This is a genomic window from Rhodococcus huquni (assembly GCF_055231055.1).
Window position 1 is genome coordinate 1 of sequence record NZ_JBUYWE010000002.1, and the last position, 21,744, is coordinate 21,744.

23 protein-coding genes are annotated in these 21,744 nt (G+C 64.3%); 12 read left to right on the forward strand and 11 right to left on the reverse strand.

Annotated features, from left to right (window positions below; genetic code table 11):
* Positions 1–130: 130 nt before the first annotated feature.
* The 4 genes from ACZI8R_RS03620 to ACZI8R_RS03635 are packed head-to-tail and all read right to left on the reverse strand — an operon-like array spanning position 131 to position 4,156.
* On the reverse strand, positions 131–1,486 hold the full coding sequence (locus tag ACZI8R_RS03620; protein WP_463378214.1) for an MFS transporter: 1,356 nt from the start codon (positions 1,484–1,486) through the stop codon (positions 131–133).
* A complete protein-coding gene (locus ACZI8R_RS03625) occupies positions 1,483–2,022 on the reverse strand; it encodes a LeuD/DmdB family oxidoreductase small subunit (RefSeq protein WP_463378215.1) in 540 nt (179 codons plus the stop codon). Before ACZI8R_RS03625 ends, ACZI8R_RS03620 begins: the two co-directional genes overlap by 4 nt.
* A complete protein-coding gene (locus ACZI8R_RS03630; RefSeq protein WP_463378749.1) occupies positions 2,019–3,263 on the reverse strand; it encodes a 3-isopropylmalate dehydratase large subunit in 1,245 nt (414 codons plus the stop codon). Before ACZI8R_RS03630 ends, ACZI8R_RS03625 begins: the two co-directional genes overlap by 4 nt.
* A gap of 17 nt (positions 3,264–3,280) precedes the next feature.
* Entirely contained in the window at positions 3,281–4,156 is an 876-nt protein-coding gene (locus ACZI8R_RS03635) for an isocitrate lyase/PEP mutase family protein (protein ID WP_463378216.1), read from the reverse strand.
* Positions 4,157–4,306: 150 nt separating this feature from the next.
* Between ACZI8R_RS03635 and ACZI8R_RS03640 the strand changes: the two genes are divergently transcribed.
* From ACZI8R_RS03640 to ACZI8R_RS03650, 3 genes are all read left to right on the forward strand, one after another.
* Entirely contained in the window at positions 4,307–5,104 is a 798-nt protein-coding gene (locus ACZI8R_RS03640; RefSeq protein ID WP_463378217.1) for an IclR family transcriptional regulator, read from the forward strand.
* Between the two features lie 95 nt (positions 5,105–5,199).
* Positions 5,200–6,270, forward strand: a complete 1,071-nt coding sequence (locus tag ACZI8R_RS03645; RefSeq protein ID WP_463378218.1) for a mechanosensitive ion channel family protein — start codon at positions 5,200–5,202, stop codon at positions 6,268–6,270.
* A gap of 78 nt (positions 6,271–6,348) precedes the next feature.
* Positions 6,349–6,912 carry a sigma-70 family RNA polymerase sigma factor gene (locus ACZI8R_RS03650; RefSeq protein ID WP_463378219.1) on the forward strand — a complete coding sequence of 188 codons (564 nt, stop codon included), beginning with the start codon at positions 6,349–6,351 and terminating at the stop codon, positions 6,910–6,912.
* On the opposite strand, the gene ACZI8R_RS03655 is transcribed toward ACZI8R_RS03650, so the two are convergent.
* The 5 genes from ACZI8R_RS03655 to ACZI8R_RS03675 form a co-directional block, all read right to left on the reverse strand.
* On the reverse strand, positions 6,913–7,803 hold the full coding sequence (locus ACZI8R_RS03655) for a mycofactocin-coupled SDR family oxidoreductase (RefSeq protein ID WP_463378220.1): 891 nt from the start codon (positions 7,801–7,803) through the stop codon (positions 6,913–6,915).
* 80 nt (positions 7,804–7,883) lie between these two features.
* The gene (locus tag ACZI8R_RS03660; protein WP_463378750.1) at positions 7,884–9,341 is read right to left on the reverse strand and encodes a DUF4185 domain-containing protein; all 1,458 of its coding nucleotides are present in this window, start codon (positions 9,339–9,341) and stop codon (positions 7,884–7,886) included.
* A gap of 129 nt (positions 9,342–9,470) precedes the next feature.
* On the reverse strand, positions 9,471–10,565 hold the full coding sequence (locus ACZI8R_RS03665; protein ID WP_463378221.1) for a VIT1/CCC1 transporter family protein: 1,095 nt from the start codon (positions 10,563–10,565) through the stop codon (positions 9,471–9,473).
* A 10-nt stretch (positions 10,566–10,575) separates the two neighbouring features.
* Entirely contained in the window at positions 10,576–11,187 is a 612-nt protein-coding gene (locus tag ACZI8R_RS03670) for a SanA/YdcF family protein (protein ID WP_463378222.1), read from the reverse strand.
* A gap of 121 nt (positions 11,188–11,308) precedes the next feature.
* The gene (locus ACZI8R_RS03675) at positions 11,309–12,313 is read right to left on the reverse strand and encodes an ABC transporter permease (protein WP_463378223.1); all 1,005 of its coding nucleotides are present in this window, start codon (positions 12,311–12,313) and stop codon (positions 11,309–11,311) included.
* Between the two features lie 104 nt (positions 12,314–12,417).
* On the opposite strand from ACZI8R_RS03675, the gene ACZI8R_RS03680 reads away from it, so the two are divergent.
* The 4 genes from ACZI8R_RS03680 to ACZI8R_RS03695 all read left to right on the forward strand — a co-directional run bounded on the left by ACZI8R_RS03680 (position 12,418) and on the right by ACZI8R_RS03695 (position 14,593).
* Positions 12,418–13,017 (forward strand): TetR/AcrR family transcriptional regulator, encoded by a 600-nt coding sequence (locus ACZI8R_RS03680; protein WP_463378224.1) that lies wholly within the window; start codon positions 12,418–12,420, stop codon positions 13,015–13,017.
* 12 nt (positions 13,018–13,029) lie between these two features.
* Positions 13,030–13,455: a hypothetical protein gene (locus tag ACZI8R_RS03685; RefSeq protein ID WP_463378225.1), complete on the forward strand. Its 426-nt coding sequence runs from the start codon at positions 13,030–13,032 to the stop codon at positions 13,453–13,455.
* Positions 13,456–13,480: 25 nt separating this feature from the next.
* On the forward strand, positions 13,481–13,996 hold the full coding sequence (locus ACZI8R_RS03690) for an Rv2253 family sensor-like surface protein (RefSeq protein ID WP_463378226.1): 516 nt from the start codon (positions 13,481–13,483) through the stop codon (positions 13,994–13,996).
* A 93-nt stretch (positions 13,997–14,089) separates the two neighbouring features.
* On the forward strand, positions 14,090–14,593 hold the full coding sequence (locus tag ACZI8R_RS03695; protein WP_463378227.1) for a hypothetical protein: 504 nt from the start codon (positions 14,090–14,092) through the stop codon (positions 14,591–14,593).
* A 4-nt stretch (positions 14,594–14,597) separates the two neighbouring features.
* Here ACZI8R_RS03695 and ACZI8R_RS03700 read toward each other — a convergent pair whose 3' ends face one another.
* A complete protein-coding gene (locus tag ACZI8R_RS03700; RefSeq protein WP_463378228.1) occupies positions 14,598–15,098 on the reverse strand; it encodes a hypothetical protein in 501 nt (166 codons plus the stop codon).
* Positions 15,099–15,148: 50 nt separating this feature from the next.
* Positions 15,149–16,234 carry a class I SAM-dependent methyltransferase gene (locus ACZI8R_RS03705; protein WP_463378229.1) on the reverse strand — a complete coding sequence of 362 codons (1,086 nt, stop codon included), beginning with the start codon at positions 16,232–16,234 and terminating at the stop codon, positions 15,149–15,151.
* 86 nt (positions 16,235–16,320) lie between these two features.
* Between ACZI8R_RS03705 and ACZI8R_RS03710 the strand changes: the two genes are divergently transcribed.
* The 5 genes from ACZI8R_RS03710 (at position 16,321) to ACZI8R_RS03730 (ending at position 21,688) form a co-directional block, all read left to right on the forward strand.
* On the forward strand, positions 16,321–17,586 hold the full coding sequence (locus ACZI8R_RS03710; protein WP_463378230.1) for a hypothetical protein: 1,266 nt from the start codon (positions 16,321–16,323) through the stop codon (positions 17,584–17,586).
* A 41-nt stretch (positions 17,587–17,627) separates the two neighbouring features.
* Complete coding sequence (locus ACZI8R_RS03715) at positions 17,628–18,110, forward strand: hypothetical protein (protein WP_463378231.1); 483 nt, start codon at positions 17,628–17,630, stop codon at positions 18,108–18,110.
* Positions 18,111–18,149: 39 nt separating this feature from the next.
* Positions 18,150–19,004 carry an LLM class F420-dependent oxidoreductase gene (locus ACZI8R_RS03720; RefSeq protein WP_463378232.1) on the forward strand — a complete coding sequence of 285 codons (855 nt, stop codon included), beginning with the start codon at positions 18,150–18,152 and terminating at the stop codon, positions 19,002–19,004.
* Positions 19,005–19,127: 123 nt separating this feature from the next.
* On the forward strand, positions 19,128–20,531 hold the full coding sequence (locus ACZI8R_RS03725) for an ABC1 kinase family protein (protein WP_463378233.1): 1,404 nt from the start codon (positions 19,128–19,130) through the stop codon (positions 20,529–20,531).
* Positions 20,532–20,590: 59 nt separating this feature from the next.
* Positions 20,591–21,688: a DUF475 domain-containing protein gene (locus ACZI8R_RS03730; RefSeq protein ID WP_463378751.1), complete on the forward strand. Its 1,098-nt coding sequence runs from the start codon at positions 20,591–20,593 to the stop codon at positions 21,686–21,688.
* Positions 21,689–21,744: the final 56 nt, after the last annotated feature.

Genomic DNA, 21,744 nt, shown 5'->3' on the forward strand with positions numbered 1-21,744 from the left:
AATCCGGTCGCACGACGGGATTGGGGCCGAGGATCCCGACAAGATCGTTGGAATTCGTCGACGCCTCACACTCGGAAAGCTGGAGGTCGGCGAACCAGTGGACTGACATCGACCGGCGGAACCTACATCTCTACACGGGGAGCGAGGACTTTCCTGTCTCGTGGATCGTCAGCACGGTGGCGACGCCGATTGCGCAGACGCCCATCACCCAATATGCGGGGGACATGCTGTTTCCCGTGGACTCGACGAGTTGGGCCGCGACGTACGGCGCGGTGCCGCCTGCCGCGATGGTGCCGATATTGAAGCCGAGGGATACCCCCGTGTACCGAACCGAACGCGGGAAGAGTTCCGTGAACAATGGGAATGCCGGTACCTGCACCACGCCGTTGAGCACCATGTATACGAAGTACACGGCTCCGACTACGAAGATGCTCGCAGTGGCGCCCAGAATCATGAACGCTGGCAGGGCGATGACGATGTACGCGAGGTATCCGCCCAGGAGAACGGGCTTACGTCCGTACCTGTCGGTCAGCATCCCAGTCAGCGGGAACGTCGCACACGCCAACGCGATACTGAGGGCAGAGGTCCAGTACACCGAGTCTTTCGAGAATCCGAGATCGTTGATCAGGTACACGCTGAAGTACGTGAGGCCGATGTAGCCGGAGCCGTTCATCGCGATGGCGATACCGACTACGCGCAGGACCGACAGCGGATTCTTCTTGACGACGTCGGAAAGTGGGCTCTTGGCGACCTGGTTCTTCTCGGCCATTTCCTCGAACTCGGGGCTGTCCTCCAGCTTCAGCCGAACACGGAGGCAGATCATTGCCAGTGGCAACGCCAGCAGGAACGGGATGCGCCATCCCCATGAGGACATCTGTTCGTCGGTGGTTCCGAGCGCGACGAGGCCGACTACCGCGGCCGCCACGGCGAACCCGAGGGTCGAGCCGATCGGGGTGAACGAGCCGTAGAATCCTCGGCGACTCGGCGGCGCGGACTCCGCGATATACGTTGCCGCTCCACCGATCTCGCCTCCGGCCGAGAATCCCTGCGCCAGCCGGATGATCACCAAGAGGATGGGCGCCAGAAACCCCACCGAAGAGTGTGTCGGCAGCAGTCCGAGAATCCCGCAGGCCAGCCCCATACAGACCACGGTGATGACGAGAGCCGACCTACGTCCACGACGGTCACCGAGGCGGCCGAAGAAGATTCCGCCGAGCGGCCGGGCGACGTAAGCGACACCGAAGACGGCGAGCGTTGCCAGAATCGAGACGCCGGGGCTGGTCGACGGAAAGAACAGCGGCGCGATCACGACAGCGAGGAAGCCGTAGACCGCGAAGTCGTAGTACTCGATGAGGGTGCCGACGCCGCCGGCGATGGCAGCACGCCGCGCGGTGGGGTTCGACGTCCGTACAGATGTAGAACCGGCTACCTCTGCGCCGAATCCGCCGCGTCCGGGGTGTGCGGGGGGTTGTTCCACCTTCGTCATTGCGCATGTCCTTGCTGTGCGAGGGAGTGTTCTGCGATCAGGAGTTCGTACGAGCCGCCCGCCTCGACGACCTGGACGGTCCGAGCGTTGGGGGCAGTGCCGACGAGTTCGGCACCGTCCGCGGTGCGCAGGGTGGCGGTGCGCCAGTCCAGGGTCACGGCATCACCGGTCGCCACGGCAGTGGAAACGCCCGGAACGGTGATGAGCGGCATTCCGTTGAAGGTCTCGCCGCGCCAGAACCCGGGCGAGAACGACTCGGCGACGATCGCCGCGATTCCAGCGTTACGGAGAGCGACCATCGGTGGGTAGTGGGGATGGCCGTATCCGAAGTTGCGGCCACCGACGATGATGTCGCCCTGCCGTACTCGATCGACGAACCCCGGGTCGTAGGCCTTCATGCAGACCGATCGAAGATGACTTGGATCGTAGGATTTGATGTTGGACACTCCCACGACGAGATCGATGTCGAAGTCGTCGCCGAAGATCCAGGCAACGCTGCCGTCGATGACGTCCGGGGGCGGGGGGTAGGCGCTCATTGCACGGACTCCTGAATCGCGCCGGCGAGCGCGCTCGCTGCGACGGTGTACGGCGATCCCATATAGATGTTGGCGTCCGAACTTCCCATTCTTCCCGAAATGTTCAGCACGCCGGTGGAAATGCAGTTCTCACCGGCCTGCAGCGGCTTCTGGTATCCGAAGCAGAAGTCACAGCTCGACACCGCGATGGTGGCTCCCGCGGCACGCAACACGTCGAGAATGCCCTCGCTCTCCGCCTGTTCGTGCACCTTCTGAGATGTGGGTACCACGTTCAGTTCGACGCCGGGCGCCACCGTCCGCCCGTCGAGAACGAGAGCCGCGGCCCGGAGATCCTCGATCCGTCCGCTCGCACAGGATCCGATGAACGCCTTCGTGATCGGCGTGCCGGACATCTCCTTCGCGGTCTTCGTGTTCGCGGCGCGCGCCGAACCGGGCTGAACCACACGAGGGACCACGGACGCGAGGTCGATGGTGTAGCGCGCCGCGTAGGTGGCATCCGAGTCGGGATACACCGGTTCGAACGACTCGCGGGCGACGCCGTTTGCGTAGGCGAGCGAAGTCTCGTCGGGCTCGAAAACCGCCGAGACGGCGCCGGTGAACATCGCCATCCCGCACAGTCCCTGACGGTGATCGATCTTCATCGATCGCGCGCCGGGGCCGCCGAATTCCATAACCTGATGCGCGCAACCGTCGGCACCCACCAGATCGATGATCGTGTGCACGAGATCGCGGCTGTCGACGCCCGGCGAGAACTCGCCGACGAGGTCGAATCGTGTCGTCGCCGGAATGTCGACGTACAGCTTGCCGGTCACCCACGCCTCGATGAGGTCGCGACGGATACCCCAGCCCAGAGCGCCGAACGCTCCGACACCACTGATATGCCCGTCGAAGTGCACCAGGAAGTCGCCTGGAGTCGCCAATCCGAGTTCGGCGGTCAGTTGGTGCCCGATCCCGCGGCCCTCGTGCAGTTCGATGCCGTAGAACTCGCACCAGTCGCGCGTCACCTGGTGGACCTCGGCTTCCGTGTCGTTGTTCTTCGTCAACATGTGATCGATGAACACGACGTAGCGACTGGGATCGGACAGTTCGGTGATGCCGAAGTCCTCGCGCATCTGGCGGAACATGACGTCGGTGTATCCCGGGAAGTCGTACGCGATCATGCGCGCCGGGTGAACTGCGTGATTCTGCCCGGCACGTACCGTTTCGCTGTCGCAGGTACGGCCGAGGATCTTCTCCGCCATCGTGTACCCCACCGCGATCACCGGTTCGATTCCGCAGGAAGGTACTTGCGTTGCATCGCTTCCACCTCGGGAAACCCGATCAGATCCACGAAATCGTGATGCGATAGCGCATCGGCGCTGACGGAGCCCGGTGCCTCCCCTGCTGCGAGCCGTCGCAGAGTCTCCTGGGCAGCGCCGGTGACGGCCATCAGTACCTGCGTCGGGAGCAGGGCAAGACGCACACCGATCCGATCGAGCACCTCCGGAGTGAAATCTCGTTCTGTCCAGGTCGACGCAGTGAGGGTGGCCATCAACGGAACGCCGACCTCGTCGTGGCACCGCTCCCACTCCTCGACCGTCTCGAAGGTCTTGGTGACAGGCATGATCATGTCCGCTCCCGCGTCCACGTACGCCTGGGCCCGACGGATGGCGTCGTCACCCCGCGAATCCGTGCGGGCGACCAGCAGCACGTGATCTGGAATCGAATCACGAACCGCACGGATCTTGCCGGTCGCCTCGACGGCGTCGACCAGAGCGACCGGCTCGCCGACGCATATCGGACACGACTTCGGCGACACCTGATCCTCGATGAACATGCCCTGCACCCCGGCATCGACGAACTTCGCGGCGGTGCGTGCAGCGTTGACGGCATTGCCGTACCCGGTGTCGATGTCCGCCACCAGCGGAAGCTTGGAAGACTCGCGGATCGTACGGACGGCCTGAAGGTTCTCCGTCATCGTGTACAACTCGGCATCGGGCAGTCCGAGGCCCGCGGACACGGCGAACCCCGACGCGCACAGGGCACTGAATCCGGCCTGTTCGGCGAGCCGCGCGGTCAGTCCGTCCCAGACGCCGGGCGCATAGACGAGCCCGCGTGATGTGAGTTCTTTGAGGGTGGGAGTAGCTAGCGTCATGTTCACCATCCGTTTCGCATTGCGGAAGGCATTCCGCATAATGTTCAGTTGAAGCTAGAGTGGCGGGCGTCACATGTCAAGAGGGGTCCAAGGGTCCTTGTTCGTATGATGACGACACCGATTACGCGTCGAAACGGAAAGTGAGAGCCAGTGGCTACGCCCATCGAGTCCGAATCCCAGGCTGGCCGCGACATCGTCGGAGCCGTACTGAAAGCCTGCAGCTTGCTCGAGAATTTCGACGTCGATCACCCGACCTGGACCCTCAACGACCTCACGTCGGCAAGCGGCATGAACAAGACCACAGTGCATCGCCTCATGACCACGCTGATTCACGTGGGTTGGATCGATCGCACGGCCGAAAGTTCGTATCGCATCGCAATGCCCATGTTCGAGATCGGCACTGCCGCACTCGTCCAGCTCGATATCCGCACTGCGGCAAGGCCTTTCATGGTGGATCTGGCCGAGACATTCGGCGACACTGCGTATTTGATGGTTCCGGCAGATGAAGGCGCGGTCTGCATCGACCGACTCGAAGGCAACAACCCACTTGTCGTCGCCGGGATCAACATCGGCTCGGTCATGCCTTACCACGCGGCAGCCGGGCCGATAGTCATGCTCGCGCAATCGGACGAACTACGGCACCGATGGATTGAAGACGGCCTTCCTTCGTTCACCGATCGGACCCTGACCGACGTGGCCAAGCTGACCGAACACCTCGATACCGTGAAGGAAGCCGGATACTCGATCAGCAACTCCGATTACCTGCCCGGTGTCGCTGCGGTGGGCGCGCCGATCCTCGGCCGCGGTGGATCCGTCGTGGCATCCATCAGTATCGGCGGACGAGTCGAGGCGTTCGACGGTGCTGCTCTCACCGAGAAAATCGAACGAGTACGCGACGCAGCAGCACGGCTCACGAGAGTCGCGGAGGCACTGCCGCGGCAGAACTGACGGCGAGAACCTTCCTGACTACGGCAACCGCCCACACTTCGTGATCGCCGTCACGAGGGTTTCGTGACCAAATCTTTATCAGTAGCCTCGTGGCCGTGGATGATCAACTAGCTTTTCGACTGACGGACACCGGCCAGGAGTGGCTCATCGACAAGCCTGTGAGCATCGCGATCTACATCGTGCTCGCGTTGGTGGTGCGCTTCGTACTGCACCGGGCGATCGACCGGATTACGCGACGCCAGGTCGGCGACGGATCCTCGTCACGACTCACACGCTGGCGAGAGAACAAGGCCGCGAAGCGCGCGGAGGCAGAGCAAGCTGCCAACCCGAGCGAGAACGGCCACGACGGCGAGCTGCGGGTCGAGGAAGGTAGCGGACTCACCGCCGCGATCTTGAAGAAGGCCACCCGCAAGCGCACCGCCGAGGAAGTACGCGCCGAGCAACAGCGCGACGAACGTCGCGCCCAGCGGATGGCCACCATCGGCTCGGTACTCAAGTCCTTGGTCTCGTTCCTCGTGCTGCTCTGGGTGGTCTTGCAGACGCTCGGCATCCTCGGACTCAACGTCGCACCGTTCATCGCATCGGCCGGCATCATCGGTGTCGCCATCGGTTTCGGTGCGCAAGCACTCGTCCGAGACTTCCTGTCCGGGCTGTTCATGCTGTTCGAGAACCAGTACGGCGTGGGCGACTGGGTCGATCTTGGCGATGCCTCCGGCACGGTCGAGAACGTCGGGCTCCGCGTCACTTCCGTACGCGACCTGCACGGCACCATCTGGTACTGCCGCAACGGCGAGATCATGCGGGTGGGCAACTACAGCCAGGACTTCGGCATCGCTTTCCTGGAGTTCCCGATCTCCTACGAGTCCGACATGGATCTCGCGTGCCGAGTGGCGCTGGAGACCGCCCGCGCCGCAGTCACGGAGGAGCCGATGAAGTCGAACGTGCTCTCCGCGCCGGAGCTTCAGGGCGTCAATGCAATGGACGCCGATTCGTGGACGCTGCGCATGACAGTGGCGACCCGCGCGAACATGCAGTGGGCCACCGAGCGCGAACTCCGTCGGCGCATCCGCATCGCATTCGGGGAGGCCGGAGTGACCGCGCCGTACCCGAGCGGACTGCCGGTGACTGCGCTGCAGGAACTCGTCCCCCAGTCGGCCACGCAGTAGCCGGGCTGCCCTGGGGTGGCAATTTCGCCACCCCAGGGTGCCTATCCGCGCGGGACGCACCGACGCAGAATCGAACTCGTGAACGAGAACGAGATCGAATCACTGCTGCAAGACCTGGCGCCGCAGGCGCACGCGGGCGACGAGCGCGCGGTTCGCGAGATGGTGCGGGCCGCGTATCCGATCGTCCGCGCGTACTGCCTGCGGCGGATCGGAACGAGCTTGCAACCTCACGTCACCGGCGACGATGTCGCACACGACGTGTGCCTGGCACTGATGACGTCGATCAGTGGTTGTCGACGTCGGCCGATCCTGCCATTCGTGTACGGCGTCGCGATACACAAAGTGGCTGATGCCAGGCGCCGGGCGCACCGGCACCAGCGGCAGGACCATGACCCCACGCCCCCGGAAGCGATACGCGACGAACCCGTGCAGGCGATCCTTCGGGGTGAACTTCACGAAGAGGTCGGGCTCCTGGTCGATTCGCTGTCGGAGCGCGAGCGTCAGATCCTGCACATGCGGTTCACCCTGGAGATGTCCGCAGAACGCATGGCCGCGGTTCTCGGGAGCACCGCAGGCGCAGTGCGCGTCGCCCAGCATCGGGCGCTCGCAAAACTGATGGAGCGAGCGCCCGAGGTTCGGTGATCACGCCTTGGTGGTGCACCCTGCGTCGACGGCGAGGGTCTGGCCGGTGATGTACCGGGCATCGTCGGACGAGAGGAACAGCACGGCCTTCGCGATCTCCTCCGGCATGAGCGCCGGCACCCCGTAGAAGTCGGCGTCGAACGAGTCGTCCAGGTTGCGCATCGTGTTGCTCACCGATGTCAGGAAGTCGGGGCGCGCCTCGAACAGCGGGAAGATGTTGGTGTCCGAGCCCATGCCCGGCGATGCCACACCGGTCGGGTGAACGGTGTTGACGCGAATCCCGTGACGAGCCAGTTCGTTGGAGAACGAGCGCATGATGCCGACGACGGCATGCTTCGCCGCAACGTAGTGGGCGTACGGAACGTGGCCGCGCAGGCCGGCAGCAGAACTGGTCAGGACGATGGACCCGCCACGCTTGTTCTCGACCATGCGAGGTGCGGTGCACTGGATGGTGTTCCAGCAGCCGCGCGCATTGGTGTCCATGATGAAGTCGTACTCTTCCTCGGACACGTCGAACGGCGACGTCGGGAAGGTGGCGACACCGGCGTTGCCGATCACGATGTCGATCTCACCAAGCTCGGAGATGCCCTTGTCGACGGCGGCCTGAACCTGGTCGCGCTTGCGCACATCGGCCACCGAGGTGCTCATCTTGCCGCCCAGGTCTTCGACGAGCTGCTTGGTCTCGGCGAGAAGGTCGGGGTTGGCAGGCTTGTAGTTCATCAGGTCCGGGTAATCGGAATCGAGATCGACGCCGATGATGCTCGCGCCCTCGGCGGCGAGAGCAAGCGCGTGCGCGCGTCCCTGTCCCTGGCCAGCGCCCGTGATGAATGCGACCTTGCCCGCTACGCGTCCCATGAAATCCTCTACTTCGTTCTCGACGGTGTACCCCACGCCCACACATCGGTGGCGCGCGTCACACACAATCTAGAACGTGTTTCACTTTCCCGCAACGGCGGCCCTTACGAACCGGGTCATTCCACCTTCGCGTGCATCATGAACACGTTGTAGTCCGACCACGTCGAGATGTTGAAGTACAGATCGTCGTCGGTCGACCACGGGTGAATGAATCCGCCGTACAGCTCGGGGTAGTCCTTGACCTGAACCATCGGCGCACCGTCGGACCAGATGCCCTGCGGGGAATCGGATTCACGGAGCACGATCGACACCTTCGCGGTGTCCAGGTACGCCATCTGCCACTTGCCGGTGGATTCGTTGTAGCGAACCGAGAGTTCTCCGGCGGGCCCGTTGACGACCGGTGTCGCCTCCGAGAAACCGCCGACCGGCGTCCACGTACCGTTCTGCCAGTACTGGTAGGCCGACTTGTTCAGCACGTCCTTCTTCGGCACCCGGGCGAGACCGACTGCCCCGAGACGAGTATTGGGTGTGCCGAACATGTAGACGTAGTCGCCGGCGGGGACCATCGAGGTCACCTGAAACTTGGCGAGACCGAAGATGTTCTCCCACTTCGCATGCGGATCCTTGGTCCACGTGGATCCGCCGTCGTCGGAGTACGCGATGCCGCCGTGATTGGTCCACCACGTGGTCGGGATGCTGTTCCAGGTGCGGATCGACATGTAGCTCATGTACTGACGATCACCGATGGCGAAGCCGGACGTCGGAATGGTGGTGATCTCGACGTTGTCCAGCTTGCGACTGCTCAGCACCTCGGCGGCATGACATCGACTGTCCTGCACCATGCTGTCGAAACTCGCGCCGTCCGAGAGGTCACGGTCACTGCTGAATGCGAGAACGTTGCTGCGCCAGTCACCGCCCTGGCCGCCCGGCGGGTGGAAGCCCTTTCCGACCGTGTCACCGAAGGCCATGGCGACCTGACCGGGCTTGGTCTCCCAGGTGATGCCGAGGTCGGTGCCGTACACCTGCCAGCGCTTGTCGGATCGGGTCACCGATCCCGCGCCGGTCTGCTTGGCAACGCGAGTGACTTCACCGATGCGTGGCGTGGGTGGCTTGGGGCTGACCGTGTCCTGCTCGGTGGCGGGGTGCGCCTCCGGCGGCGGTGGCGGAACGGGGTCGCCCTCGCCTGGAACCGGAATCCCGAAGTAGAAGGGATTGAACTTCACACCGAGGCGCGGGATGTTCACGACGCTGGACAGGTTGCCCGGCCGCTCGTCGTCGTCGGTCAGATCCGGGCACGGGTCCATGCACGGATCGGCCGGAAGCTGCTGCTGTGGAACACGCGTCTGCGGCGGCTCGGGCGCGGGATACGGCACCGTGGTCACCGCAGGGTAAGGAATCGGAATGTCGAGCTCTTCCGGGATGATCGAGCCGACCTCGTTGGACACCTCCGAAGCACACGGGCCGGTACCCGGCACCTGACTCGGCTGCGCGAGCGCCTCGGAGTTGTTGGAGTACACGATCGTCGCAGATCCGAACGTGACGGCAGCAGCAGCTGCGAGCAGCCTTCGAGACATCGATACCTCGGTGAAGTCGTGAGCAGGACCACTCGCGCCGAGCGGCATTTTCACGACGGACGATAGCACCGGACAGACCGCCCAGTCGGTAATGGCACACGATTACTCAGCAGTAACCGTTCGGGGAGGTCACCCCGCTCCTCCGGTACCGAACACCAAGCCGAGCACGTAGGTGGCGGCAGCGGCGCCGTAACCGATGGCCAGCTGTCGCAACGCCCGCTTCATCGGCGGCCCACCGGACAGCAATCCCACCACCGCACCCGTTCCCAGCAGCGCGATTCCGACCAGAAGCGCGGCTACCAACAACGCGGTCACCCCGGACAGTCCGAAAAGATAGGGAAGCACCGGAATGATCGCGCCGGAGGCAAAGAAGAAGAAGCTCGCGATCGCAGCACCGAGACCGGTTCCGACCGACTCGTGTTCGTCGCCGGCGGACGGCACATCCACATCGGGTTCGACACCGACCCGCAGTACTTCCGCAGCACGCGCCTCGGCATCCTCCTCCGCCATGCCCCGGGCCCGATAGACGAGCGCAAGCTCGTTCGCATCGACGTCGAGGAGTGGCACGGCCTCGCGCGCCGACTCGGCAGGCGCCGACGCCTCCAGCAACTCACGTTGCGAGCGCACCGACACGTACTCGCCCGCACCCATCGACAACGCGCCGGCGAGAAGTCCGGCAAGGCCGGTGAGCAGCACGATGTGCTGCGACACCCCGCTGCCGCTGATACCGAGCACCAGCGCGAGATTGCTGACGAGTCCGTCGTTCGCCCCGAACACCGCGGCCCTGAAGTTTCCGGACAACCGATTGCGGCCACGGGCGGCGAGGCCCCGGACCACTTCCTCGTGAATCTGCTCGTCGGCGGCCATCGCCGCGGTGGCGTCGTCATCCGTCGAGTAGGGAGACCGTGTCTCTGCGCGCTGAGCGAGCGCGAGTACGAACACCGATCCGAAACGACGGGCCAGCACGCCGAGCAAACGGGTTCTGAGGTCGCTGCGTAACGGTTTTCCCACCTGGTCACCGAGTAGTTCGAGCCAATGCGATTCGTGGCGCCCCTCGGCTTCCGCCAACGCCAGGAGAATCTCGCGTTCCTCGCCTCGCCGACGCCGTGCCAGGTCGCGGTAGACGGAAGCCTCCGCCCGTTCGTTCGCGAGATACCGGCGCCAACGTCGAAGGTCGCGCGAGGTGGGCTCGCGCCTCGATCCGGCTGACGGGACTGTCGACACGCCGAAGACGCTACTCGTCGATCAGGACGGTCACCGAGTTCTCCGGCGGCGACACGACCTCCGGGTCTCGGTTCGAGACGAGGTCGTAGAGGGCCTTCGGGCGGGCGAGCAGTTCCCTTGCCTGGTTCTGTGTGAATGCCACCGACGAGCATTCGCAATCCCCGTCCACGCCGTCGACGTCGATTCCCGCGTCCCGACACAACGCCACCGCTCGAGCCACATGCAGTCCCTGCGTGACGATCAGAGCCCTGGTGACGCCATACGTGTGCACTGCCCGCGCACATGTGTCGTACGTGTCCAACCCGTGCGGGTCCGTGATGACCGAGCGCTGGTCGATCCCCTTGTCCACGAGATAGTCGGACATGACGGCCGCTTCGTCACCGGTCTCGCTCGCCCCGTTGCCCGAGACGAGAACCGCCTTCGCTCGACCGTCCGCCACGAGTCCGGCTGCAGTCTCGAGACGGCCTCTGAGGAACGACTTCGGCGCCCCGTCAACCACTTTCGAACCCAGCACGATCACGACGGGCGCGGACGGCGCATCCGAAACCCGGTAGACGTGCCCGGAAGCCTCCAGTGAAATCCACGCGGCCGCTGCCACCACAGTCACGACCGCCGCGCTCACACAGGCAATTACACAGAGGAATCCACGGCGAACGACGTCTGATCGAGTGCGCCTGTTCGCGAGTATGGAAGCCGACATACACCCCATCCAAGCATGCGACGCGGGTCGGCGCGCGCGTCGCTCAGGCGCGCACCTCCGCGGTCCGCGTCCGACCGCGCATCCCCGAGACGACGCACAGAACGAGACCGATCACGATCCAACCGGACAAGACGGCAATCGACGGCCCGGCCCCGTGACCGTCGAAATAGACGATCGAACGAATCGCGGTACCGGCAGCGCCTGGCGGCAGCAACTGCCCGAGCGTGCCCCACCCCGAGGGTAGCCACGCTGCTGTTGTCGCCATGCCGGACAACGGGTTTGCGATGAACATCATCGTCACCGCACCGATCCCCAGACCTGGATATCCGAGCAGCGATTCGAGACCGAGAATCGTCAGCGAGATCGCGGCGATGCCTATCGCCACACCGCCCGCCGCGAAGAGGTAGTTGTCGTCGAAGCTGCCGATTCCGAACTGCATGATCGCCGCCACCACCAAGCCGGCGAGAACCGCAAAGGACGCCGCGCCGATGACGCGCCGACGCAGACTGTGCGGAAAGAGGGCCACCAGCGCAATCGCCGGAACCATGCCGCCGAAGACGAGCGGAAATGCGAGCATTCCCAAACCGATGCCCGCGGGATCTCCTTCTGGAAGTGGAACCACGTCTTCCACCGGTATCTGCGTACCCGTCGCTTGCCCGAGTCCGGCCGCAGTTCCCGACAACACCTGATTGATCTGCGGTCCACCAGCCGACGCAGTCAACATTTTCGGTCCGGCATCGGTGACGACGATGCCGCCCACGATGTCGCGGTGCTCGATGGCGGTCCGAACGGATGCTTCGTCGTCGAACGTCCGGACGTCGAACGCCTCCGGGTTCGCCGCTGCGAGCCCGTTCTCGATCTGCGCCACGGCAGGTCCCGGACCGGCCACACCGAGCTCCAACTCGTGCGGACCACTGTTGATACTCGGCAGGACGAACGCAAGCAGCATCAGCCCGATCACCACGGTGAGGCCGAGAACCACACCGACCAACTTCACGTTGTCGGGCGGACCACTGCGGTTCTTCTCGTCCGCTGAAACTTCGGCCATGGTCGTCGTCATAGCTACCTCTCCAACCGGAGTATTTTCCTCCACTTTATGTGGAAGATATTCCTCCGGTTATGCTCGTGCGTCAACACCAGGAGGTGAGGCCAATGCGCTCGGACGCCCTGAAACGACGCAACGCGTTGCTACGCGCTGCCCGCGACGTGTTCGTCGAACGTGGCTACGACGCACCACTCGACGCTGTCGCGGCCCGCGCCGACGTCGGGATAGCGACGCTGTACCGGAACTTCTCCTCACGCGACGAACTTGCACACGCCGTTGCCGAATCAACTCTTCTCGAGGTCGGGGAACGGGGTCGTGAAGCGCTGGAGCGGTTCGATACGGATCCCGACTCGGCGTGGCTGGAGTTCATCGACTCGGTCATCGCCCTACAAATAGGCACACTGGTTCCCGCACTCGTACGTGAGAGTTTCGAGGAACTTCCCGAGCCCGTTCTCGCCATCCGCGAACAGACCAAGACAGTTGTCACCACTCTGATTCGCAGAGTCCAGTCGGCCGGCATCGTTCGGGACGACCTGGCACCCCTCGAGATCGTCTTCGCGCTCGCGACCCTCACCCGACCACAGGTGCAGTTCGTCGAGAATCCGCTACCGAACTTCACACGCAGACTTGTGGCGATCTACCTGGCCGGCATTCGTCCCGGTGCGGCGACCCTCCCCGAGCCGGGAGTTGTCCCGGTAGACCTGTGATCGAATGCGAGTGTGACACTCGCCGTCGATACGAAGGTCCTCATACTCCTCTCGGGTCTCATCCTGCTGTGGGGCATGGCCCTCGGTACCTGGAAGTACCGTCAGATGTCGGTGTCCCAGAGCGGCCTCGCGCACCCGTACGTCGACATCGCGCATCGAGCGGCGCTCATGTACTCGTTCGCGACCCTCGTCCTGGCAGCGCTGGCCCAGTTCAGCGGTTGGCCCGTCGTGGTGGATCTCGTGGCGGGACTCGTCGTGGTCGCCTTCTTCGTCGGTGCCATCGCCAGCTACGTCGTGCACGGCTTTCGCGCCGACACCGACAACCAGTTCGTCGAGCCGGTCCGAGGCACCACCACCTTCATGATCGCTCTGATCATCGGCGAGCTGGGTGGCACGGCCGTCCTACTTGCCGGATTCATACAGAAACAATTCCTCTGATCCGCACGACGGGTTAATCTCGTTCATGCGCAAAACGTTGCTGGTCATCGCACTGATCGCGGCCTGGGCACTTGCCGCCACGGCGCCTGCGGGCGCGGCAGACCCCGACTGGTCGGGCGACTACTCCCTGAAGCGTTTCGCCGCGACCAAGACCGGCACCAGCTTGGCTGCGACGCAGAGCGAACCCGACTTCTCCGACACCTACACATTCGAGACGAGTTGCGCTGACGGACCGTGCACTGCCACCGTGACCAACGGTCCGGCCCCGGCCAATCCGACGCTCCCCCTTCCTCCCGTATACACGTGGGACGGGACCAGTTGGGTTCACACCTACGACTGGGAGTGGGACTGCTACCAGGGCGAAGGTGTCCCCAAGGTATGGGCACCGGCGCATTCGGTCGCCTTCTACACGCCACAGCCGGACGGCACCCTCGTCGGATCGTGGCGAACGGACATTACCGGCGGCCCGTGCGACGGCTCCGTGATCATGGACGTCGCCGCGTATCCGATGAAGCCCGCTCCGACACCGTTCGGAAGCTAGCTGAACTGCAATTTCCGTTGTGTTGCTAACGATTTCGGCTGGCCCGACGACACATCATGCACACGCACGTCCGCGACGCATGAGGAGCCAGTCATGACCCCCAGCTCGAAGACTCCCCGTTCGAGAGCACTCTCGGCAGCCCTGGCGACAGTCGGAGGTACCGCGCTCGCGGCAGCACTCGGAACCGGCGTGGCCGCCGCACAACCCGTGTACACCGGACTGGACGAGTACACGCCCGTCGAGTCGTCCGACTACCTGGTGGACGACATGAACTACTACGGCAGCGTGTTCTTCCAGACACCGGACGGTCGGATGTGCGGGATCTACACCAATAGTGGATACGTTGGTTGCGACGCCGTCCCGATGGATGCACCGGAGGGCACCGACCAGGTGCGTGCCGCCGTATTCGAGGCCGGAAACTATCGACACTCCGAGACCCCCGGTTTCACTGTTCCGGGCGGACAGAAGGTACTTCCCGAAGGCCACAAGATCACCCTTCAGAACAGCACCTGCGGCGTCGGCTACCAGGGCACCGTCAGCTGCGAGACACACGACCACGGCTTCGTGACCGCATCCACCTACGGGTTCACCTGGTAGCGCGTCAGGGAATCTCGATCGTCTCGGCACGCGCAACCTCGCCCACCGCACTTCGAATCGCATCCACGGCCGGAACCTCGACGATGCGCAGCAGGTCGACGATCACCACGGTTGCCGCCTGCACGTAAGCAGTGGGCGCCGCCACCTGGGGGTTCGCGTCGACATCCGCGACCCCGAGAGCGCCGGTGAGCACCTCCACCAACACCGCCACGTCGAGAGTCGGAAACCACGGGACCGTAGACCGAACACACCGCTGCAGCACATCGTGGACGTCGTCGCCGTCCAAGCCGTCGGGATGCGCCATCTCGAGCAGTTCGCGCACTATTCCCGACTGCACGGCAACCACCTGCTCGAACGGCAGAGCACCCAGATCCTCGAACGCTTCTGCCGAGGCCTCGGCAGACTCCGATTGCACCGCAGCGATCGCGGTATTCACTGCCCCGGCGATCTCCCGTGCCGTGTTCGGCCAATTCTCCGGCCACCGGATGTCCGCACTCGTGTTCACCCGGCCAGGGTCCCATGACGCACCGACACCGGCACCCTTCGGTTGCCTACTCACAACCGCTGCACGCGCAATGCACACAAGCGGTAGGCGGGCGCCACCCCACGAGGGTTCTCGGCGATTCGCCGCGCTGTCCCCTGCCAGATCTCTCGCAGCACGGCCTCCTTGTCCGCACCGGAACGTTCCGGTCTCAGCTGCGATTCGAAACTGGGAGCCAGGAATCCACGCAGAAACCCGGTGTGGGCGTTCGCGTAGTCGGCGATCGCCCCACCCTCGAGCAGGTCGACGAACGGATCCGCCAATACCGTTGTGATGCAATCACGTAGGGCGAGTTCTCCACCTGAGCTACCGATGAACTTCTGCGCGAACGGCTCACGAATCTCGTCGACCGAACGAAACCATGTCGGGTACGCAAGCGACCTGTACTCGTCGGACGTGATGACGCCGTCGTCGCGGCGCACACGTAGCTCTGCTTCCAGGCAATCGAACAGCGCTTCGGACCCCACCAACCCGTCGTCCCCGCGCAGGACATCCACGATGACCAGGCCACCTCCGGTCACGAGTTCCACCGATCGGTGGTCGAGGAATCGCGTCCAGTCCGTATGCGAGCGCGCTCGGTATGCCTCTCGCGCAGACAGGTCCTCCGACATGTGCACGAAGAAGTGGTCCGGGATCGGCCCCGGCGCCGTGCTGAGCCAGTGCAGACTCGACGCACTCCACCCGAACGTCAATGCCGAACGCGGAAAGATCCTGTCGTAGAACGAACGTCCCGCGACGAGCGGGAACACTTCGCTTCGTCCGACGAGATAGCTCTCGGGCGCGCAGTCCACCACGTCGAACAGCGCGGAGAAGTCGTTCCTCGGGAGGTCGGTGTGGACTACTGCTATGCCGACGTCCGCTCTGGAGGCACGGATCCGATCGAGAGCAATGCCCATCGGCCGAAGACTGTTGTTCGCTTGCGCCGCGCCGAAGTCCGCGATCAGAATCGACGACTCGGTAGAGTCGGTATGCATCTCATCGACAGCATCACCGACGAGTGGATACCCGACGGCCGCAGCGTCGTGTTGGGTGCGGGACTCGTGCCTGTACACGCCGCCCAGCATCACCCCAGGACTGTTATGCCCGGCCTCTTCGGCCATACGATCAGCGTAGTCGAAACGAACCCCCCGAATGTGCTGCTCAGCGCGTAATGTCAGATGGACGTCGCGACCGAAAGGCGCTCGTCATGTCTGGACGCGTTCGAGGCCTGTCCACGCTGGTGCTGGCGGTGGCCACCGCTGCACTGTTCGTCATCCCGTCGGTCGCATCACCGCCGACTGCGCAGGGTTTCGCCGAGGACATCTGCTACTCCGGATCCGGTGGGCCACCGCATAATTGCGCGACACTGCCGTCCTTCTGCCCCCTCGACGACCCGTACGATCCGGTGTGCGGCACCGAGGCGTTCCTGCGGTACGCATACACATTGCGTCAGCCACAAGGTGGCCGAAGTCTCGTACACACGGACTCCACCTACATCATCGCGCGCAACGTCGGGTTCTCTGTCGAGGATGCGTACTGGATCGCCGCGTACAACGAAGCAACGGACCTCGGCACGTTCGCCCCCAGGGACATGAACGGTCAACCTGTCGCCGATGCCGGCGCGCTGACCACCAGCGACATCAGCGGTGTCGTTCGCACCCACTTCGACACCGGTGGTTTCCTCTTCCACTTCCCCGTGTCGATACGCGGACCGAACGACCCGATGCCGAACGGTCTGTACCCCGACGTCGGGGATCCGCAGCGCGAAGTGATGCTCGCGCACATCAGGAACTGGGCGATGGCCGGTCCTGGCAGTAGCGCCCCACTGTGCACAGGAGGATTCACCAGCCCCTCCGCAAACGGCGATTTCGCCACCGGAGCAACGTGTTACGGAGACGGCGCACCCGCGCCCATACACGGCATGTACAGCATCGAGACGCCGGTGGCCTTGCCCTTCGACAACACCACCGGGCAGCAGGTCGTCACCGACAACGTGCTGTCCTCGCAATTCGACTCCTGGGCCGGGGCCCAATCCTGGAATGCACGCATCGGCATCTACCTTCACTCGCTTGCAGACCGTATTTCGCACCACATGTGCATAGACGCGGGCACGGTCGCGACGCCGTCACCTGATCACCCCGGCTTCGTGATCGACCTGAACAAACCCACCTGCGATCAGCCCCCGCACTCGAGTGGCCACGTGTACGAAACCGGCGTCGACTTCGCCGGATTGCAGCCCGAGGACCGGACCACGGAGGCTGCTCTGTCGATGGTCTACGACGAACTCGTCGAGTTCGCACGTGCTCGCGGAACGCTCGTTACCGCAACGACAACCAAAGACTCCCTTCTGAACGAGGGGCTACTTCCGGCCCTCGAGGTCCGCGACCCGGTCCAGCGCTTGCAGGCCGTCACCGATGTCGGTTGCCGAACAGGGGTACCGGCATTCCCCGGGAATGCCACGTGCCCTAGCTGACAACCCTTCTCGCGAGCTCGGTTTGGACTAGCGTGTCGGGCGTGCTGGTCAACCCATTCAGCGTGCAATCGCTGCGGCGAGCGGGCAATGCGCTCCTCGCACTACCCCGCGGCCTGGTCACGATGGTGACTGCTGCCGGAAAGGGTGCACGTGCTCCGCTGTGGCGGACGGCTTCGGCCGGGCTTCTCGGGGCGATCGTCGGCCTCGTCGCCTGGTTCGTCGCCCTCCTGGGCGCCCTCGCCGTTGTCCGTGGCCCGCTGTACGGACTGGTGGACCGTGGACCCTACGACGATTCTTGGGGCGGGCCGTCACTGGCCGGCGCCTGGATCGTGCACGCGCTTGTCGCCCTGCCCTTCATACCCGTAGCCCTCTGGGCATTGATCGGCATCGACGCGCTCGTTCGAGGCGTCCTTCGACGCTTGCTTCATCGGGAGGGACCGGGTTGGCCGGTCCCGGTCGCAATCCTGGTCGCCATCGCAGGCGGACTCTTCTTCGTCTCGTGGGCGAACCAGCTACAGGGTTGAACCAGGAATCAGACGGATACCAGGAAGGTTGCACCACCCATGACTGCAGACACCGATTCGACCACAACCCCCGCCCTCGGACAGTTCGGAGTCTGGCGTGGGGGCCATCTGAAGCCGGACGCAGCAAAGGCCATCGAGGATCTGGGCTACGGCACGATCTGGATCGGCGGATCGCCGCCCGCTGATCTGGGAGCCGTCGAGGAGGTCCTCGAAGCCACCGAGCGAATCACGGTCGCCACCGGCATCGTGAACATCTGGACTGCCACTGCCACCGACATCGCGGACACCTACCACCGGTTCGAGGAGAAGTATCCGGGTCGCTTCGTGCTCGGAATCGGGGTCGGCCATCCCGAGCAGCCCGGACTCGACTACAGCAAGCCGTACAGCGCGCTGACCCGGTACCTGGACGTTCTCGACGAACGAGAGGTTCCCTCGAGCCGGCGAATACTGGCGGCCCTCGGACCGAAGGTCCTCGAACTCTCGGCGGCCAGGTCTGCCGGCGCCCACCCATACCTGACCACCCCGGAACACACCCGGCAGGCGCGTGAGCACCTGGGCAGTGCACTGTTGGCGCCCGAACAGAAGGTCGTTCTCGACAGTGATCCCGCGCGGGCCCGGGTGCCCGGCCGGGAGGCCGTGGACAACCCCTACCTGCACCTGAAGAACTACGTGAACAACCTGAAGCGGCTCGGATACCCGGAGGAGGAGATCGTGGACGGCGGCAGTGACCGCCTCATCGACGACCTCGTCGCTCACGGCACCGCGCAGCAGGTGGCGGACCGGCTGAACGAGCACGTGAGCGCGGGTGCCGATCATGTGGCGATTCAGGTACTGCCGGGCGCCGACGATCCGGTGCCGGCACTCCGCGAGTTGGCTGCAGTTCTCGATCTCTGACCTGGGGCGAATCGGCACTGCGACAATTGACTGTTCCCCCTCGGGGGAATTGTTGGCAGTATGTCCGTGACACGCAGTACCACCTAGTCAGGCGAAGTACCCGCCCAGTCAGGATTTAAGCTCGTGCCCGAATCCACGCCACCTCCCGTCGGCCCCTATGCGGCAGGGCCGCCGACCTCGGCCCTCTCGGTCGACATGCCGGAGCTCGGGCGATTTCGCCTGCCCGAGCTCTGGCGCAGCGTGGTGATCGTCGCGATCCTCACCACGGCCGTCATGGCCTCAGTCTTGACGTGGCCGTTCCGACGGGATCGTGGGCGCCTGGTGGATACGGCCAGCGAGGGCGTCGTCAACGGGTTCGAGGCCCTCGGCCCGACCTTCGTGAAGTTGGGGCAGCTGATGGCGTCGTCTTCCGGAGTGTTCCCGGCTCCCCTTGCAGACGCGTGCCTGCGCTGCCTCGACGACGTCCCGCCTTTTCCTGCTTCGGTCGCGCGTGCACGCATCGAGCAGGATCTCGGGCACACCATCGACAACCTCTTCGCCGAATTCGACGACCACCCTCTCGCCGCGGCGTCGGTCGCCCAGGTTCACGCGTGCACGCTGCGCGACGGTCGTCGCGCCGTCATCAAGGTTCAGCGACCTCACATCGCCCGACGGATGATCATCGATCTCCGTGCGGCCTACTGGGGCGCCCGAACCCTCGAGGCCTTCGAGTTCTTTCGGATCGCCAACGCCACCGCAATCATTCGCGATCTCCACGCCGCGACGATGACGGAACTCAACAGCGCCGTGGAAGCGGATCGGCAGACACGGTTCCGAGACAACATTCCGGCGTTCGGCGACAACAAGCACGTCACGACGCCGGAGGTGTACTGGGACTACTGCGGGCCGCACGTGATCTGTATGGAACGGATGTCCGGCACACCGCTCGACCGCTGGAAGACACACGACGACGAGCACAATCGTCTGTTGATCCGCCGCGGCGTGAAGGTGTGGATCGAATCGGTGGTGATACACGGACCGTTCCACGGTGACGTCCACGCCGGCAATCTGTGGGTCCTCGACGACGGCCGCATCTCCTTCCTCGACTTCGGCATCGTGGGCGTCCTGCCACCGGAGTGGCGACAGATCATCAAGGACATGTTCTATTCGACGCTGATCGACGGCGACTTCTCACGGGTGGCCCGCGGAGTGAGGAAGCTCGGCTACATCACCGAGATCGATGCCACGGACGAGGAGATCGGCGCACAGGTGGCGACCGTACTCGCCCCGATTCTCGGTCGGGACCTCGGCGAGCTGAAGCTCAGCACACTCATCGTCGGGCTCATCCAGGTCGGCAAGCAATGGGGTGTCGCGAGCCCCGAAGAGCTCGTTCTGTTCGGCAAACAACTCGGGTACTTCGAGCGATACGCCACCGAACTGGCACCCGGCTGGGTGCTCGGACAGGACCTCTACCTGTTCCGGAACATGTTCCCCGAGGCTGTGGCCGAGCGCACACGCGAGCTGGGGATCACCCTGCCGGGGGACTGAGCGCCCTCACCTCGCTGTACCGTCACGGGGCACAATTCTCCATGGAAAGGCCGCGGTACGTGGTTCTACGAATATTCGGTATCTCGATCGTGGTGACGGTGCTCGCCCTGATCACCGCGGCTCTGTACGGCGGCCCCCAGGCAGTTCTGCTGGTCGCCGTTCTCTCGATCCTCGAGATCTCCCTGTCCTTCGACAACGCGGTCATCAACGCGACCGTCCTCCAGCGAATGAGCGAGTTCTGGCAGAAGATCTTCCTCACCGTAGGCGTCGTGATCGCCGTCTTCGGCATGCGCCTGGTGTTCCCGCTCGTCATCGTCTGGCTGGCGTCCGGGCTGGGCCCCGTCGCCGCGATGGACCTGGCGCTCGATCCGCCTGCGGACGGCGCGGCCTACTTCCCCAACGGAGACCCGAGTTACGAAACCCTGCTGACCGACGCGCACCCTCAGATCGCGGCGTTCGGCGGGATGTTCCTGCTGATGCTCTTCCTCGGTTTCGTTCTCGAGGAACGCGAGATCACCTGGCTGTCATGGATCGAGAAGCCGCTCGCCAAGCTCGGTAGGCTCGATCAGCTCTCGGTCGTCGTGGCAGGTGGACTACTGCTCCTCACCGCCGGCTTCGTGGCCGCCGACGACAAGGTCTCCACGGTGATGATCGCGGGCGTCCTCGGCATGATCACCTACATCTCGGTGAACGGGCTGGGCGAGTTGTTCGACACGGCCGAGGAGTCGACCGGTCCGAGCGGGCTCGCGAAGGCGACGGGCAAGGCGGGCTTCTTCCTCTTCCTGTACCTCGAAGTCCTGGACGCCTCGTTCTCGTTCGACGGAGTGATCGGAGCATTCGCGATCACCTCGGACCCGATCATCATCGCGTTGGGACTCGGCTTCGTCGGCGCCATGTTCGTACGGTCTCTCACCGTGTTCCTCGTCCGGAAGGGCACCCTGTCCGAGTACGTGTACCTCGAACACGGCGCGCACTGGGCAATCGGTGCGCTGGCGATGATCCTGCTCGTCTCGATCGGCTACCACGTGAACGAAAACGTCACCGGACTCGTCGGAGTAGTGCTGATCGGGGCCGCGTTCGTGTCGAGTGTGCGGCGGAACAGAAAGAACGCCGTCACGAACACTCACGACGAGGACGCCCCCGTCCCCGTCGGCTGATCCCTTTCTAGCCTGGCACCAGCACCGGAAACGATCCGGTGGAGTACGCATCGATC

Excerpts from the sequence above, each read along its gene's own strand:
- ACZI8R_RS03630 (WP_463378749.1), bottom strand. The coding sequence starts at position 3,263 with ATGGCGGAGAAGATCCTCGGCCGTACCTGCGACAGCGAAACGGTACGT.
- ACZI8R_RS03620 (WP_463378214.1), bottom strand. The coding sequence starts at position 1,486 with ATGACGAAGGTGGAACAACCCCCCGCACACCCCGGACGCGGCGGATTC.
- ACZI8R_RS03625 (WP_463378215.1), bottom strand. The coding sequence starts at position 2,022 with ATGAGCGCCTACCCCCCGCCCCCGGACGTCATCGACGGCAGCGTTGCC.
- ACZI8R_RS03705 (WP_463378229.1), bottom strand. The coding sequence starts at position 16,234 with ATGGCCGAAGAGGCCGGGCATAACAGTCCTGGGGTGATGCTGGGCGGC.
- ACZI8R_RS03710 (WP_463378230.1), top strand. The coding sequence starts at position 16,321 with ATGTCTGGACGCGTTCGAGGCCTGTCCACGCTGGTGCTGGCGGTGGCC.
- ACZI8R_RS03690 (WP_463378226.1), top strand. The coding sequence starts at position 13,481 with ATGCGCAAAACGTTGCTGGTCATCGCACTGATCGCGGCCTGGGCACTT.
- ACZI8R_RS03720 (WP_463378232.1), top strand. The coding sequence starts at position 18,150 with ATGACTGCAGACACCGATTCGACCACAACCCCCGCCCTCGGACAGTTC.
- ACZI8R_RS03635 (WP_463378216.1), bottom strand. The coding sequence starts at position 4,156 with ATGACGCTAGCTACTCCCACCCTCAAAGAACTCACATCACGCGGGCTC.
- ACZI8R_RS03680 (WP_463378224.1), top strand. The coding sequence starts at position 12,418 with ATGCGCTCGGACGCCCTGAAACGACGCAACGCGTTGCTACGCGCTGCC.
- ACZI8R_RS03695 (WP_463378227.1), top strand. The coding sequence starts at position 14,090 with ATGACCCCCAGCTCGAAGACTCCCCGTTCGAGAGCACTCTCGGCAGCC.
- ACZI8R_RS03660 (WP_463378750.1), bottom strand. The coding sequence starts at position 9,341 with ATGTCTCGAAGGCTGCTCGCAGCTGCTGCTGCCGTCACGTTCGGATCT.
- ACZI8R_RS03675 (WP_463378223.1), bottom strand. The coding sequence starts at position 12,313 with ATGGCCGAAGTTTCAGCGGACGAGAAGAACCGCAGTGGTCCGCCCGAC.